The sequence below is a fragment of the Burkholderia sp. AU31624 genome, assembly GCF_020420065.1.
Lineage (GTDB): Bacteria > Pseudomonadota > Gammaproteobacteria > Burkholderiales > Burkholderiaceae > Burkholderia.
In genome coordinates this window covers 38,257-52,435 of the sequence record NZ_JAIZRT010000014.1, presented here as the reverse complement: position 1 = coordinate 52,435, position 14,179 = coordinate 38,257, and the positions used below count along the sequence as shown (strand labels likewise).

Below are 14,179 nucleotides of genomic sequence, written 5' to 3'. Positions count from 1 at the left end.
TATCCAGTGATTTTCCACAGAATGAAGGGGATAACTTAGCTGTGCGATTTTCCGCTCTCGCTTAGAATGTCGGCTTTGCGGACACCGGAACGTCGAGTGTCTTACCGGTCGCCGCGAACGCGACCGCCGCGTGTGCCCTCGCGACGGCCGTGCTGACATACTCGCAAGAGCATGTCTGTTTTGAGATAGACATTCGATCTCCACACTACGGCCGCTCGGCAAACCGGGCGGCGGCAAAGCGAAAAGACTATGAGCGAAGGCGTTTACGGGAATCAGGCTTCGGGACGTGTGACCCACAGCCTGCTGCGGTTGAGTACGGCCATGCGAAGCCAGGCATGGGATTGGGCGGAAGGCGCAGGCCTCACGCCGACGCAGGGCGAGATTCTCGTGCTGCTGCTGCAGCGCAAGGGCCCGATGCGGCTCGGCGAGATCGCGCGCGAGACGCAGCTGACCGCGGCGACCACGAGCGATGCGGTGAGCACGCTCGAAACGAAGGGTCTCGTCGAGAAGCGCCGTGCGCTGGACGACGGCCGCGCACTGGCCGTGCGCCTGTCGGCCCGTGGCCGGACGGCCGCGAAGAAGGCGCTGCAATGGCCTGAATTCCTGACGAAAGCGGTCGGCAAGCTCGGCGCGGACGAGCAGGGCGCACTGTATCGCGCACTGCTGAAGACGCTGCGCGAACTGCAGGTGGCCGGTGCGACGCCGCCGCAGCGCATGTGCCTGACGTGCGCTCACTTCCAGCCGGGCAAGCTGTCGAAGAAGACCGTGCATCACTGCGCGGCGCTTGACATCTCGATGTCCGACAGCGATCTGCGTCTCGACTGCTCGGTGCAGGAAGAGGCCGACGCGGCGACGCAGAAGAAGACCTGGAAGATTTTCGCCGGCTGACGTCCGTCGATCGACCGGGAGGCCGATGATGAACGCTGAAGTCGTGGCGATCCGCCACGTGCATTTCGAGGATCTCGGGAGCTTCGAGCAGGTGCTCGGCGAACGGGGCCGGCGGGTGCGCTACGTCGACGTCGGGTCGTCGCGGGTCGAAGTGCTCGACGTACTCGAGCCGTCGCTCCTCGTCGTACTCGGCGGGCCGCTCAGCGTGTACGACGATGCGCAGTATCCGACGATCGCGCCGCTCGCGGCGCTCGTGCGCAAGCGCATCGATGCCGGGTTGCCGATCCTCGGGATCTGTCTCGGTTCGCAGTTCATCGCCCGGGCGCTCGGTGCGCGCGTCTATCCGGCAGCCCAGCACGAACTCGGCTGGACGCCGCTGACGCTCACCGATGCCGGTCGCGCGTCGCCGCTGCGCCATCTCGATGGTGCGGCGACGTCGATGCTGCACTGGCATGGCGACACGTTCGACCTGCCGGGCGGCGCGATTCATCTTGCGTCGACCCCGGCCTGCCGTCACCAGGCATTCGCCTGGGGCCGGCACGTGCTGGCGCTGCAATGCCATCCGGAAATCCGCACCGACCGTTTCGAACCGTGGCTGATCGCGAACGCCGGCGAAATCGCGGCGACGCCCGGCATCGACGCGTGCCAGTTGCGCGCCGATACCGCTCAACACGGCCCCGCGCTCGAGGCGGCCGCGCGACGCATGTTCGCGGAGTGGCTCGACAGCGTCGGACTATGACGCCGCCAGCGGCGCCGCCGCTCGCCGCGAACAGGATGCCCGGCCCGCATTCGTTGCAGGCCGGCGCCTCGCCGTATGCGCCGCCTTTTCTCCATTGCCGGCAACCTGCCGCGCGCCGTACCTGACCATCCGCTTACTGCCGAACGCGCCATCTGCACGCTTGTCGCCTGCGTGCTACGCTCGTTCGCTCTTTCCCTTCCTGGCGAGCGGCTTCCATGACTGCGCTGTTTTCCCCGTTCACGCTGCGCGGCGTGACCCTTCCGAACCGGATCGTGATCTCCCCGATGTGCCAGTATTCGGCCGACCGCGGTGAAGCGACCGACTGGCACATGATTCACCTCGGCCATCTCGCGCTGTCGGGCGCGGGGCTGCTCTGCATCGAGGCGACCGCGGTGGAACCCGACGGGCGCATCACGCATGGCGACCTCGGCCTCTGGGACGACGCGACCGAAGCCGCGTTGAAGCCCGTGCTGGCCGCGATCCGCAAGCATTCGCCGGTCCGTATCGCGATGCAGTTGTCGCATGCGGGGCGCAAGGCGTCGAGCAACGTGCCGTGGCAGGGCGGTCAGCTCGTGTCCGTCGCCGACGGCGGCTGGTTGCCGCATGCGCCGTCTGCCGTGCCGCACAAGGATGGCGAGACGCCGCCGCTCGCACTCGATGCCGCGGGCCTGAACCGGATCCGCGAAGCGTTCGCGGCGTCGGCGAAGCGGGCCGCACGGCTCGGCATCGACGCGATCGAGGTGCACGCGGCCCACGGCTACCTGCTGCACCAGTTCCTGTCGCCGCTCGCGAACCAGCGCACCGACGAATACGGCGGCTCGCTCGAAAACCGCATGCGCTTTCCGCTCGAGATCTTCGAGATCGTGCGCGCGGCGTTTCCGGAAGACCGGCCGGTCGGTGTGCGCGTGTCCGCGACCGACTGGGTCGAAGGCGGCTGGGAGCTCGACGATACGATCGCGTTCGCGCACGAACTGAAGCGCCGCGGCTGCGACTGGATCGACGTGTCGTCCGGCGGCGTGTCGCCGCTGCAGAAGATTCCGCCGTCGCCCGGCTACCAGGTGCCGTTCGCGCAGGCGGTGAAGCGCGCGGTCGGCATGCCGACGATCGCCGTCGGCCTGATCAACGAGCCCGCGCATGCGAACCGGCTCATCGAGGCCGGCGATGCCGATTTCGTCGCGATGGCGCGTGCGATGCTGTACGACCCGCGCTGGCCGTGGCATGCGGCGGCCGAGCTCGGCGCGCAGGTGACGGCGCCACCGCAATACTGGCGCTCGCAGCCGCGCGAGCACAAGGCGTTGTTCGGCGACATCGCATTCGGCCAGCGTTGAGCGCCGCGCGCGCAATATTGCGTGTGATGTTGAACGAAGCAATCGTGAACGTGTAGGATGCGGGTGATTCGCCGCATGCCCCGACGCGGCACCCACCGGTGCCGCGTTTTCGTTTTGCGCGACGCCAGGCCGTGACCACGGCCGTCTTCCATTCAAGTCGTCTTCACAAGGATTCGTTCGATGAGTTCACGCAGGATCGCGGTGCGCCGCTCGGGAGTACACGGCAAGGGCGTGTTCGCCGTGGCGCCGATCAAGGCCGGCGAGCGCGTAGTGGAATACAAGGGCGAGCGAATTTCGTGGAAGGAAGCGCTGCGCCGCCACCCGCACGACCCGAGCGAACCGAACCATACGTTTTACTTCGCACTGGACGAGGGCGGGGTGATCGACGGCAAGATCGACGGCAACAGCGCGCGCTGGATCAACCACTCGTGCGCGCCGAACTGCGAAGCCGAGGAAGTCAAAGGCCGCGTGTACATCCACGCGCTGCGCGACATCGGGCCGGAAGAGGAATTGTTCTACGACTACGGCCTCGTGATCGACGCGAAGCTGACGAAGACGCTCAAGCGCGAGTACGCGTGCCATTGCGGCGCGGCGTCGTGCCGCGGCACGCTGCTCGCGACGTCCGACGAGGGCGGCAAGAAGAAAAAGAAGAAGGACAAGAAGGACGGCAAGTCCGAGTCCCGGTCGAAGGACAAGAAAAGCAAGAAGTGATGCAGGCGGCGGCGCATCGTGCGCTGCCGCTGCCGCTGCCGCTGCCGTTGCAGCAAACGGCTGCCGCATCGTGCAGCCGTGCTTTCCGCCTTCCTCATCCGGCGCGCGGCCCAATCAGCGGCCGCCCGCCGCGAGTCTCTCAGTTCCTCAGTGCGTCGACGCGGCGGCCGGTGTTTCGCTGGCCGGCTTCTCGGTGTGCGCAACCAGCGGCACCCTCACTACGAAGCGCGAGCCGCCTTCCGATGCATCCTCGTATGAGACGGTGCCGCCGTGCATCGCGATGATGTCGTGCACGATCGCGAGGCCGAGCCCGGCGCCCGTCTCGACACCGTTGCCGCTTTGCGCGTCGCCGCGGAAGAAGCGCTTGAACAGGTCGGCCTGCTGGTTGGCGGGCACGCCGGGGCCGTTGTCCTCGACGACGATCTCGGCGGCCGGCTGGCCGTCCTCGAGTGCGCCACGCGCGACGTTCACCGTGATCCGTGCGCCGTCCGGCCGCGCGAGCGGCACGTACTTCAGCGCATTGTCGAGCAGGTTCGCGATCACCTCGCGCAACAGCACCGGGTTGCCGCGCACGACCAGCTTCTCGTCGTCACCCGGATCGTCGGTGCGCTGGAAGCCGAGGTCGACATGCGACGCAAGCGCGCGCGGCACCCACTCGGCACCCGTCTCGAACGCCATCGCCGCGAGGTCGACGTCGACGAATCGTGCGGCCTGTTCGCCTGGCTCCGCACGGGCGAGCGACAGCAACTGGTTGGACAGCCGCACCGCGCGGTCGGCGGCGGCGCGCAGTTCGCGCACCGCGGCGAAGGTCTGGTGCGGGTCGCGCGCGACGGCTGCCTGCTCCGCGTGCAGCTTCACGGCGGTGAGCGGCGTGCGCAACTGGTGCGCGGCATCGGCGATGAACTTGCGCTGCGCGTCGAGCGCGGTCTTCAGGCGGCCGAGCAGCGCGTTCATCGCGCTCGTCAGCGGCCGGATTTCCAGCGGCACCTCGGTTTCGTCGACCGGTTCCAGCGACGTGTGGGTCTGCCGGTTCAGCGAATCGGCCAGGTGCGTGAGCGGGCCGAGCTGCTGGTTGACGACGCGCCATACGATGCCCCAGCCCGCGAGCAGCAGCAGCAGCAGCGGCATCATGATCGCGACGAGGAATTCGGCCGCGATCCGGTAGCGGTGCCGCACCGGCTGCGCGACCTCGACGACCATCGGCTTGCCGCCTTCGACGTCGTCGACGCGCACCTGCGCCACCCGCACCGCGCGGTTGTCGTATTCGGCCTCGAACACGTACGCGTGGTGCATGCGACGCACGTTGATCCCCTGCAGCGGCAGCTTGGGATCGCCGGCGAGTTCCTGTTCGCCGTCGCTGATCCGGTAGATCAGCGCTTCGGCGGGATCGGAGAACATCGCCTGCGCGAGGGGCGGCACCGTGAATGGCGCGTCGGGGCCCGCGATCTGGATCTGTTTGGAGATGGCGGTCGCGAGATCGGCGAGCGAGCGGTCGATCACGTGCTGCGTGTATTGCCACGCGAGCCAGTAGGCGATCAGGCCGCTCATCAGCGCGAGCATCGACAGCGGGGCGGCGAGGCGCCGTAGCAGCGAGCGGCGCAGGCTGGTGGTCACAGCCGGATCAGGAGACATTTCGACGGGCAAATGGATAAGCGCCGCTCACGGGGAGCGGCGCGGTCGTGCGCCGGGCGGCGACGCGGAGCAGCGCGCACACGCGGGCGGCACGCGGCCGCCCGGCGTGCGGTGCTGCTCAGACGCTCGCCGTCTGGCGGATTTCCTGCAGCAGGTAGCCGAAGCCGCGCACCGTGACGATTTCGACACGGCACTGCTCGAGTTTCTTGCGCACGCGGTGGACGTAGACTTCGATCGCGGTGTCGCCGAGATCGCCGCCGAAGTGCGTGAGGTGATCCTGCAGCTGCGCCTTGCTGACCACGCGGCCGTGACGCAGCAGCAGCATCTCGAGCACCGCGAATTCACGCGGCGACAGTTCGAGCGGCTTGTCGTCGTTGAAGATGCGACGGTCGACACCCGACAGGCGGACGCCACCGAGCGACACTTCCGGACGCGGCATGTCGCTGTGCGGGCCGCTGCGGCGCATCACCGCACGGATGCGCGCTTCGAGCTCGGCCGGTTCGAACGGCTTGAGCATGTAGTCGTCGGCGCCGGAGTTCAGGCCCTGGATCCGGTCGTTCAGCTCGTCGCGTGCGGTCAGCACGATGACGGGCGTGTGGCGGTTGGTCTGGCGAAAGCGCGTGAGCAGCGTCATCCCGTCGATGCCCGGCAGGCCGAGGTCGAGGATCACGAGTTCGTGGCGGTTCTGTGCCAGCGCCTGTTCGGCAAAGATGCCGTCATGCACCATGTCGACGGTGAAGCCAGCCTGCTCGAGGCTGCTCTGGATACCGCGTGCGATGGGGCGGTCGTCTTCGATCAGAAGGAGTCGCATGAAGTTCGCTCAAGTACAATGGGTTGGCGGTTCAGGCACGCGGACAGCACGACGCCGTTTCCACAGGGGCGCCGCAACACCTGACATCAAGCATGGCGGCCAGCGAACGTTTAAATCCAAACATGTCCGATATTTCGATCAACGACCTAGAAGCCGCGATCAATTTCTGGCGCGCCCGCTCGCCGTCGAGCGGCGACGAACTCAAACTCTGCGAAGAGGCCAGCGCGCTTTCCAAGCCGTATGCGCTGCTGATTGTACAGCGCCAAAGCGCGCTACAACTGGAAGGATTGGACCCCAAGGCACGGAATGCGTACGAGACTTACGTGCGCCTTAAGGATGGCTTGGAAAGCTGAAGGCTTTCGCTGACTACATCCTAGAAAACGTTCATCGAAATGAAAAGTTGACGCGCCGCGCATCGAAAGACGCGCGGCGGTAGAGGAAGGCCTCAGGCGGCCGGTTGCGCGTGCGCGCCGGCACGGTCGATGAACAGCGCCAGTTCGATGTCGCGTTCGGTCAGGCCGTCGGCATCGTGGGTCGACAGCGTGATGTCGACGCGGTTGTACACGTTGAACCATTCCGGATGGTGGTTCATTTCCTGCGCCTTGATCGCGACGCGCGTCATGAAGCCGAACGCTTCGTTGAAATCGGCGAAGCGCAGGCTGCGCTGGATCGCATCGCGGCCCGGGACGGCCGTCCAGAGCGGCAGGCCTTCGAGCCGGGTCTTGCGTTCTTCTGATGTGAGCTTGTGGATCATCTTGCACCTCTCGGTCGGTAACGGCGCCCGCGCGCGGCTGCGCCGCGCGGCGCAGCCGGCATCGGTCATTGTTTCATAGTTGTGGGACGGCCATCCGGCGACGGGCATCCGGGGACGGCCATCCGGGGACGGCCATCGGGAGACCGCCAGCGGTGCGTCCCGGCCCCCTCGAGCGTCACGCGTCCGCGTCCTCGGGCCAGCCGTCGCCCGTGCCGCGATGCAGCACGCGATCGGTATCGAGCACCGCGCCGGCCGCGAACTCGGGCAGCGCCGCCAGCCGGTCGGCCAGCGCACGGCCGTCGACGTCGGCGAGCGCGAACAGCTGCGCGAAATCGTCGATCACGAAGTAGGTCTTCTGGAACGTGTCGATCCGGTACTTCGTGCGCATCACGCGCTCGAGGTCGAAGCCGAGCCGGTTCGGCGCCACGCTTTCGAGGCTGTACAGGCTTTCGCCCTTGCTCGACACGATCCCGGCGCCATAGATCGACAGCCCGTTCGTGCCGCGCGCATCGCGGATCAGCCCGAATTCCACCGTATACCAGTAGAGCCGCGCGAGGCGCGCCAGCGCCGCTTCATCGTCGGCGACCGCGAGCGCGGTGCGGCCGTACGCCTGCATGTAGTCGGCGAACACCGGATCGATCAGCAGCGGCACGTGGCCGAACAGGTCGTGGAAGCAGTCGGGTTCCTGCAGGTAGTCGAGCTGGTCGGGACGGCGCATCCACCAGGTGACGGGGAAGCGCCGGTTCGCGAGATGCTCGAAGAACACGCGGTCGGGCACGAGGCCCGGCACCGCGACGATCTCCCAGCCCGTTGCCGGCTTCAACTGGCGGTTCACGTCGGCGAACGACGGCACGCGATCGGCCGGCAGGTCGATCTTCCCGAGCCCCGCGACGAACGCGTCGCAGGCGCGCCCGCGCAGCAGCGCCGACTGGCGTGCATAGAGCTGCTTCCACACCGCGTGGTCGACCTGGCCGTAACGCGCGAGCGGCTGGTCGATGGTGAAATCGGCGCGGGTTTCGAGGCCCGCATCGAACTGCTCCTGCAGTTTCGCGGTGACGACGGTGGACATGATCTGGCTCTGCACGTGGCGGTTGGGAACCATGCAAGTGTAGAGCGGGCTGCGCGCGGAATGGGCGCATAGTTGGCGTTGATTTGCTCGATGATGCGATAATCGCGCATCAAATCACGAATCAATGCGGAGAATGCTCATGCTGGAACTCGATCACTTCGATCTCGCGCTGCTGGACGTGCTGCAGCGCTTCGGCCGCGCGACGCATCAGCAGCTCGGCGAGGAGGTGCCGCTGTCGCCGTCGCAGATCGGCCGGCGGCTGCAGCGGCTCGAGGCGGCCGGCGTGATCGAAGGCTACCGCGTGATGTTGCGCCCGGAAAAACTCGGGCTCGGCGTCACCGCGTTCACGAGCCTCAAGCTCAAGCACCACGGCGACTCGATCATCGAGCAGTTCCAGCAGCAGATCGACGTGCTGCCCGAGGTACTCGAATGCCATGCGGTGGTGGGCGATGCCGACTATCTGCTGCGGATCGTCGCGCCCGACCTGAACGCGCTGTCGCAGTTCGTGATGAAGAAGCTGATGCGCGTGCCAGGTGTCGACAGCGTGCGCTCGAACATCGTGCTGACGACCTTCAAGCGCAACGGCGCGCTGCCGCTCGCGCACCTGGCGCCCGGCGCCGCCTGACGCGGCCACCGCGCGGCGGCAAGGGTGAAGGCGGCGCGGGTTGCGCCGCCTCGGGGCAGGGCCGGATCAGGCCGCTTCGTGCGGCGTGTCGGCGTTCAGCAGGTCGACATACGCGACGGCGACGAGGTCGTCCTGCGACACGCCGAGCTTCGCGAACACGTCGTGTGCTTCTGCTTCGCCACCGGCTTCGTCGTCATCGGGGCCGAGCACGACTTCCAGTTCGATGAAATCGCCGAGGCCGTCGACGCGGTCGAGGTGGATGCGCGTGCGGCCCGCGAGGTACACGTGCCGCTCCTTCGTCACGATGCCGCGCGTGGTCAGCGCGGTGGCGAGCAGCGCGTGCATCGCGTCGGGGTTCGTCACCGGGCTGCGCGTGTAGTACGACGCCTTCGGGCCGTCGCGGTCGTCGCGCTGGTAGAAGATCAGTTCGGCCGGCGTGCCATCCTCGAAGCGGCGCAGCTTGAGCCGGCCGCGCGGCACGTCATAGAAGAAATCCTGCTGGCGATAGAACAGCGGCGCTTCGGTCGCGAGCCTGGCCGCCTGTTCGCGCAGCTGGTCGAATTCGCGGGCGCGGGCTTTGATCTCGATGTTGCGGGCCATGCGGGTCTCCTTCAATCGGGGTCTCGCGGTGTGCGAACGCACAATCTAGCAAAAAGCCCGCGAAGGTGGCGTGACGACCGGCGGGACGCGGCGACACGCCGCGGCCGGGAGGTTCGGCTCCCGTGATTTCCCCATTCCCGCGCGCGTGAGGGCCCGCACGGTCGCCGACCGACGACGTGTCAGGCGTTGACGCCCGGTGCGCGGTCAGCCCCAGCGCTATCAGCGGCACTCATATCGCCCACTGCGCTTCGATCAGCCGCAGCGCGGCCGCGATCGCCGGTTCGTCGCGCCGCTCGGCGAGCGTCACGAACGTCAGTTCGGTCGGCACCGTCACGGGCTCGACGATCGTCAGCGCATGCGCGTGCGCTTCGGCCAGCGCGGTCGAGTCGCGCGCGAGCGTCAATCCGATCCCCGATTTGACGAGGTCGAGCATCGACTGCTCCTGGTCGACCTCGGCCACCTTGAGCGGCTGCGCGCCGGCCTCCGCGAAGCGCCGCGACAGCAGCCGGTGGTGCGCGGACGCCGGTGGCGTCCAGATCCACGGCAGCGTGGCAAGCGCGCGCCAGTCGTGTGCGCGCTGCACGCGCTCCTTCCAGCCGGCCGGCGCAAGCACGCGGTACTGGAAATGCGTGAGCGTGACGGTGTGGAACAGTGCGCCGTCGAGCGGATCGTCCTCGCCCGGCCGGCCGATGTAGTAGCCGACGTCGAGCGCCTGCGTGCGCACCTGTTCGATTACCCAGCCCGACATCCCGTGCCGCAGCGCCGTCTCGATCTGCGGATGCGTTTCGACGAGCGCGCGCAGGAAGCCGCCGAGCCGCAGGAAGCCCGGGTCGAGGATCGTGCCGATCCGCAGCCGGCCGCGTACCTCGTGCCGCAGCGCAGCAGCGGCGCGCTGCACGTCGGCGGCCGCGGCGAGCGCGCGTTCCGCATGCGGCAGCAGCGTCTGGCCGTCGCGCGTGAGCGCGAGGCCGCGCGACGTGCGCGTGAACAACGTGACGCCGAGCGTTTCCTGCAGATGCTTGATCTGCAGGCTGACCGCCGGCTGCGTCAGGTGCAGCTGCGCGGCGGCGCGCGTCAGGTTGCCTTCGCGCGCGACCGTCGCGAACGCGCGCAGCAGGGTGAGATCCATCGTCGTGATATGAGCGCGGCTTATAACGCAGTTCAGCATAACTCATTGGATCGGCGGCCGGCGGCCGGAGTACGCTTCATCGGTCGTGGCGCGGGGCCGCAAGCGCGGTTCGCGACGCACTATGCTGAAAACGACGCGCGGCGTTGCCCCGCGTGACAGGAGACAAACCGTGACTACCCAACGCACGCTAGAAGGCGAATTCGATTACGTGATCGTCGGCGCGGGCACCGCGGGCTGCGTGCTCGCGAACCGCCTGACCGAGGATCCCGATATCCACGTGCTGCTGCTCGAAGCGGGCGGCAAGGACGACTATCACTGGATCCACATCCCGGTCGGCTATCTGTATTGCATCGGCAACCCGCGCACCGACTGGCTGTACAAGACGCAACCCGAAGCCGCGCTCAACGGGCGGGCGCTGTCATACCCGCGCGGCCGGGTGCTCGGCGGCTGCTCGTCGATCAACGGGATGATCTACATGCGCGGCCAGCGCGAGGATTACGACAGCTGGGCGCAGGAAACCGGCGACGCCGGCTGGTCGTGGGACAGCGTGCTGCCGATCTTCAAGCGCAGCGAGGATCACCATGCGGGCGCGAGCGACGCGCACGGCGCGGGCGGCTACTGGCGTGTCGAGAAGCAGCGGCTGCGCTGGGAGATCCTCGAATCGTTCGCGCAGGCCGCGCAGCAGACAGGCATCCCGGCAACCGACGATTTCAACCGCGGCGACAATTCCGGGGTCGGCTATTTCGAGGTGAACCAGAAGCGCGGCGTGCGCTGGAATACGTCGAAGGCGTTCCTGCGGCCCGCGATGGCGCGCCCGAACCTGACCGTGATCACCGGCGCGCAGGCGCAGCGCGTGATCTTCGACGGTCGGCGCGCGGTCGGCGTCGAATACCACGGCGGCGGCACCGATTACGTCGCGCGGGCGCGTTCGGAGGTGCTGCTGACGTCCGGCGCGGTGAATTCGCCGCAGTTGCTCGAACTGTCGGGTGTCGGCGATGGCCGGCGGCTGCAGGCGCTCGGCATCGACGTCGTGCACGATCTGCCGGGCGTCGGCGAAAACCTGCAGGATCACCTGCAATTGCGGATGGCGTTTCGCGTCGAAGGCGTGCGCACGCTCAACACGCTGTCCGCGCACTGGTGGGGCAAGTTGATGATCGGCGCCGAATATGCGTTGCTGCAGCGCGGGCCGATGTCGATGGCGCCGTCGCAGCTCGGCGCGTTCGCAAAATCCGATCCCGACGATCCCGCGCTCACGCGCCCCGATCTCGAATACCACGTGCAGCCGTTGTCGCTCGAGCGCTTCGGCGAGCCGCTGCACAGCTTCAACGCGTTCACGGCGTCCGTGTGCCATCTGCGGCCGACGTCGCGCGGCAGCGTGCATATCGCGAGCGCCGATCCGGGCGCGGCGCCCGCGATCGCACCGAACTATCTGTCGACCGATCACGATCGCCACGTCGCCGCGAACGCGCTGCGGCTCACGCGCCGGATCGCGTCCGCGCCGGCGCTCGCGCGCTATCGGCCCGAGGAAATCCTGCCGGGCCTGCAGTATCGAAGCGAAGCCGAGCTGATCGAGGCGGCCGGCGCCGTCGGCACGACGATCTTCCATCCGGTCGGCACCTGCCGGATGGGGCGTGCCGACGATGAGCGCGCGGTGGTCGATAGCCGGCTGCGCGTACGCGGCATCGCCGGGCTGCGAATCGTCGATGCATCGGTGATGCCGTTCATTACATCGGGCAACACCAATTCGCCGACGCTGATGATCGCCGAGCGTGCGAGCGACATGATTCGTGCCGATCGCCGCGCGGCGCGCGAAGCGACACCGGTGCACACGGAGCAGGCGGTGACAGCCGCGTGACGGAACGCTGACACGCACGACAGCGGGCCGTCATGATGACGCCCGCTGATTCGATCTGCGAAACAAGCTGCTGTTGCAGCAGCGGTGCCGATGGTGGCGATAGCAGCGAATCACGCCGGTTCATCCGGCAAGATCCATGCAAGCCGTGCCGTCGCACGGCCTTTTTGTTGCGTGCCTGCCGGGGCCGGGAGGAGGGCAACGGTCGATGATGCACGTGTCAAAAAAACGGCGTGCAAAACCGTGCACAGCCGCGTGCGACAGGGCGTCAGCCCTATAAGTGCAAATCCCGATGATTGCACTGCACCAACGGCGAGACAATGTGGCGCAGTGTGCATACGCGTCGGCGCGGGAGACCACCCTCGAGGCGTAACACGGCGCCCGGGGCAGCCCGCTCATCCGCTGACCTGTTTCGCGGACGCTTCTCGCGAATCTTCCCGGTGCTTCGCCTGACTTCGTACGGAAGGGAACATGATTCTCGGCGACACGATTCTGGAAACACGCGGACTGACCAAGGAATTCAGGGGTTTCACGGCCGTCAACGGCGTGAACCTGCGTGTGCGTCGCGGTGCGATCCATGCGCTGATCGGACCGAACGGCGCGGGCAAGACCACCTGCTTCAACCTCCTCACCAAATTCCTGACGCCGACGGCCGGCCAGATCGTCTTCAACGGCATCGACATCACCGACGAGCGGCCCGCGCAGGTCGCGCGGCGCGGCATCATCCGCTCGTTCCAGATCTCGGCGGTGTTCCCGCACCTGACCGCGCTGCAGAACGTGCGCATTGGCCTGCAGCGCGCGCTCGGCACCGAATTCCATTTCTGGCGCAGCGAACGCACGCTGAAGCGCCTCGACGATCGTGCGATGGACCTGCTCACGCAGGTCGGCCTCACCGATTTCGCGCAGGTGCCGACCGTCGAGCTCGCGTACGGCCGCAAGCGCGCGCTGGAGATCGCGACCACGCTCGCGATGGAGCCCGAACTGATGCTGCTCGACGAGCCCACGCAGGGGATGGGCCACGAGGACGTCGATCGCGTGACCGCGCTGATCAAGAAGGTCGCGAGCGGCCGCACGATCCTGATGGTCGAGCACAACATGAACGTGATCGCGGGCATCTCCGACACGATCACCGTCCTGCAACGCGGCGAGGTGCTGGCCGAAGGCTCGTATGCGGAAGTGTCGAAGAATCCGCTCGTCATCGAGGCCTACATGGGCAGTGCCGACGCGGCGCTCGCGGGGGCGCACGCATGAAGCACAGCGAACGGGAGGAACGCGAATTGAGCGGCGTCGAAAGCGGTACGCCCGCGCTGGAGATCACGGGCCTGGAGGCCTGGTACGGGGAATCCCACATATTGCACGGTGTCGACCTGACGGTGCACCGCGGTGAAGTCGTCACGCTGCTCGGCCGCAACGGCGCGGGCCGCACGACGACGCTGCGCGCGATCATGGGTCTCACGGGCCGCCGCAGCGGGTCGATCAAGGTCGCGGGCAACGAGACGATCGGCCTCCCGACGCACCGCATCGCGCATTACGGCATCGGCTACTGCCCGGAGGAGCGCGGGATCTTCTCGAGCCTGTCGTGCGAGGAGAACCTGATGCTGCCGCCGCTGATCGGGCCGCGCGAGCACGCGATGCCGATCGACGAGATCTACGCGATGTTCCCGAACCTCGCGTCGCGCCGGCAGAGCCAGGGCACGCGGCTGTCGGGCGGCGAGCAGCAGATGCTCGCGGTCGCGCGGATCCTGCGCACCGGCGCGAACCTGCTGCTGCTCGACGAGATTTCCGAAGGCCTCGCCCCGGTGATCGTGCAGGCGCTCGCGCGGATGATCGTCGCGCTGAAGGCGCGCGGCTACACGATCGTGATGGTCGAACAGAATTTCCGCTTCGCCGCGCCGCTCGCCGACCGCTTCTACGTGATGGAGCACGGCAGCATCGTCGAGCATTTCCAGGCGGCCGAACTGGAAAGCAAGATGCCGACCCTGCACGACCTGCTGGGGGTGTGACGCCGCCCCGTTTCCCTTGCCGCTAGCCGTGGCGGCCC

15 protein-coding genes are annotated in these 14,179 nt (G+C 67.5%); 9 read left to right on the top strand and 6 right to left on the bottom strand.

Features of this window, described 5'->3' with window-relative positions:
- Positions 1-249 precede the first annotated feature (249 nt).
- The 4 genes from LGM89_RS35480 to LGM89_RS35465 all read left to right on the top strand — a co-directional run bounded on the left by LGM89_RS35480 (position 250) and on the right by LGM89_RS35465 (position 3,666).
- Positions 250-888, top strand: coding sequence for a MarR family winged helix-turn-helix transcriptional regulator (locus LGM89_RS35480; RefSeq protein ID WP_027788730.1), 639 nt, complete (start codon positions 250-252; stop codon positions 886-888).
- A gap of 28 nt (positions 889-916) precedes the next feature.
- On the top strand, positions 917-1,627 hold the full coding sequence (locus tag LGM89_RS35475; protein WP_226275583.1) for a glutamine amidotransferase: 711 nt from the start codon (positions 917-919) through the stop codon (positions 1,625-1,627).
- Between the two features lie 215 nt (positions 1,628-1,842).
- On the top strand, positions 1,843-2,955 hold the full coding sequence (locus LGM89_RS35470; protein WP_226275582.1) for an NADH:flavin oxidoreductase/NADH oxidase: 1,113 nt from the start codon (positions 1,843-1,845) through the stop codon (positions 2,953-2,955).
- Positions 2,956-3,135: 180 nt separating this feature from the next.
- Complete coding sequence (locus tag LGM89_RS35465) at positions 3,136-3,666, top strand: SET domain-containing protein (protein WP_089424134.1); 531 nt, start codon at positions 3,136-3,138, stop codon at positions 3,664-3,666.
- Between the two features lie 147 nt (positions 3,667-3,813).
- Here the strand turns inward: LGM89_RS35465 and LGM89_RS35460 are convergent, their stop codons facing one another.
- Positions 3,814-5,298: a sensor histidine kinase gene (locus tag LGM89_RS35460; RefSeq protein ID WP_089424135.1), complete on the bottom strand. Its 1,485-nt coding sequence runs from the start codon at positions 5,296-5,298 to the stop codon at positions 3,814-3,816.
- 118 nt (positions 5,299-5,416) lie between these two features.
- A complete protein-coding gene (locus tag LGM89_RS35455; protein WP_006401494.1) occupies positions 5,417-6,109 on the bottom strand; it encodes a response regulator transcription factor in 693 nt (230 codons plus the stop codon).
- Positions 6,110-6,231: 122 nt separating this feature from the next.
- Between LGM89_RS35455 and LGM89_RS35450 the strand changes: the two genes are divergently transcribed.
- On the top strand, positions 6,232-6,462 hold the full coding sequence (locus LGM89_RS35450; protein WP_089438903.1) for a DUF3717 domain-containing protein: 231 nt from the start codon (positions 6,232-6,234) through the stop codon (positions 6,460-6,462).
- A gap of 92 nt (positions 6,463-6,554) precedes the next feature.
- On the opposite strand, the gene LGM89_RS35445 is transcribed toward LGM89_RS35450, so the two are convergent.
- Together LGM89_RS35445 and phhA are read right to left on the bottom strand one after the other, a co-directional pair.
- Positions 6,555-6,863 carry a 4a-hydroxytetrahydrobiopterin dehydratase gene (locus LGM89_RS35445; protein WP_011350499.1) on the bottom strand — a complete coding sequence of 103 codons (309 nt, stop codon included), beginning with the start codon at positions 6,861-6,863 and terminating at the stop codon, positions 6,555-6,557.
- A 175-nt stretch (positions 6,864-7,038) separates the two neighbouring features.
- A complete protein-coding gene (gene phhA, locus LGM89_RS35440; RefSeq protein WP_226275580.1) occupies positions 7,039-7,932 on the bottom strand; it encodes a phenylalanine 4-monooxygenase in 894 nt (297 codons plus the stop codon).
- 139 nt (positions 7,933-8,071) lie between these two features.
- Between phhA and LGM89_RS35435 the strand changes: the two genes are divergently transcribed.
- Positions 8,072-8,557, top strand: a complete 486-nt coding sequence (locus LGM89_RS35435; protein ID WP_006408082.1) for an Lrp/AsnC family transcriptional regulator — start codon at positions 8,072-8,074, stop codon at positions 8,555-8,557.
- A 66-nt stretch (positions 8,558-8,623) separates the two neighbouring features.
- On the opposite strand, the gene LGM89_RS35430 is transcribed toward LGM89_RS35435, so the two are convergent.
- Positions 8,624-9,157 carry a class IV adenylate cyclase gene (locus LGM89_RS35430; RefSeq protein ID WP_069246759.1) on the bottom strand — a complete coding sequence of 178 codons (534 nt, stop codon included), beginning with the start codon at positions 9,155-9,157 and terminating at the stop codon, positions 8,624-8,626.
- A gap of 229 nt (positions 9,158-9,386) precedes the next feature.
- The gene (locus LGM89_RS35425; RefSeq protein WP_089424136.1) at positions 9,387-10,286 is read right to left on the bottom strand and encodes a LysR family transcriptional regulator; all 900 of its coding nucleotides are present in this window, start codon (positions 10,284-10,286) and stop codon (positions 9,387-9,389) included.
- A gap of 169 nt (positions 10,287-10,455) precedes the next feature.
- Between LGM89_RS35425 and LGM89_RS35420 the strand changes: the two genes are divergently transcribed.
- The 3 genes from LGM89_RS35420 (at position 10,456) to LGM89_RS35410 (ending at position 14,141) form a co-directional block, all read left to right on the top strand.
- Positions 10,456-12,141: a GMC family oxidoreductase gene (locus LGM89_RS35420; protein ID WP_226275577.1), complete on the top strand. Its 1,686-nt coding sequence runs from the start codon at positions 10,456-10,458 to the stop codon at positions 12,139-12,141.
- Positions 12,142-12,609: 468 nt separating this feature from the next.
- The gene (locus LGM89_RS35415; RefSeq protein ID WP_021160426.1) at positions 12,610-13,389 is read left to right on the top strand and encodes an ABC transporter ATP-binding protein; all 780 of its coding nucleotides are present in this window, start codon (positions 12,610-12,612) and stop codon (positions 13,387-13,389) included.
- Positions 13,386-14,141, top strand: a complete 756-nt coding sequence (locus LGM89_RS35410) for an ABC transporter ATP-binding protein (protein ID WP_089493805.1) — start codon at positions 13,386-13,388, stop codon at positions 14,139-14,141. The genes LGM89_RS35415 and LGM89_RS35410 overlap by 4 nt, the downstream gene beginning before the upstream one ends.
- Positions 14,142-14,179 lie beyond the last annotated feature (38 nt).

Bases quoted from the DNA above. Each gene is read 5' to 3' on its own strand.
- LGM89_RS35480 (WP_027788730.1), top strand. From the start codon at position 250: ATGAGCGAAGGCGTTTACGGGAATCAGGCTTCGGGACGTGTGACCCAC.
- LGM89_RS35475 (WP_226275583.1), top strand. From the start codon at position 917: ATGAACGCTGAAGTCGTGGCGATCCGCCACGTGCATTTCGAGGATCTC.
- LGM89_RS35470 (WP_226275582.1), top strand. From the start codon at position 1,843: ATGACTGCGCTGTTTTCCCCGTTCACGCTGCGCGGCGTGACCCTTCCG.
- LGM89_RS35465 (WP_089424134.1), top strand. From the start codon at position 3,136: ATGAGTTCACGCAGGATCGCGGTGCGCCGCTCGGGAGTACACGGCAAG.
- LGM89_RS35460 (WP_089424135.1), bottom strand. From the start codon at position 5,298: ATGTCTCCTGATCCGGCTGTGACCACCAGCCTGCGCCGCTCGCTGCTA.
- LGM89_RS35455 (WP_006401494.1), bottom strand. From the start codon at position 6,109: ATGCGACTCCTTCTGATCGAAGACGACCGCCCCATCGCACGCGGTATC.
- LGM89_RS35450 (WP_089438903.1), top strand. From the start codon at position 6,232: ATGTCCGATATTTCGATCAACGACCTAGAAGCCGCGATCAATTTCTGG.
- LGM89_RS35445 (WP_011350499.1), bottom strand. From the start codon at position 6,863: ATGATCCACAAGCTCACATCAGAAGAACGCAAGACCCGGCTCGAAGGC.
- phhA (WP_226275580.1), bottom strand. From the start codon at position 7,932: ATGTCCACCGTCGTCACCGCGAAACTGCAGGAGCAGTTCGATGCGGGC.
- LGM89_RS35435 (WP_006408082.1), top strand. From the start codon at position 8,072: ATGCTGGAACTCGATCACTTCGATCTCGCGCTGCTGGACGTGCTGCAG.
- LGM89_RS35430 (WP_069246759.1), bottom strand. From the start codon at position 9,157: ATGGCCCGCAACATCGAGATCAAAGCCCGCGCCCGCGAATTCGACCAG.
- LGM89_RS35425 (WP_089424136.1), bottom strand. From the start codon at position 10,286: ATGGATCTCACCCTGCTGCGCGCGTTCGCGACGGTCGCGCGCGAAGGC.
- LGM89_RS35415 (WP_021160426.1), top strand. From the start codon at position 12,610: ATGATTCTCGGCGACACGATTCTGGAAACACGCGGACTGACCAAGGAA.
- LGM89_RS35410 (WP_089493805.1), top strand. From the start codon at position 13,386: ATGAAGCACAGCGAACGGGAGGAACGCGAATTGAGCGGCGTCGAAAGC.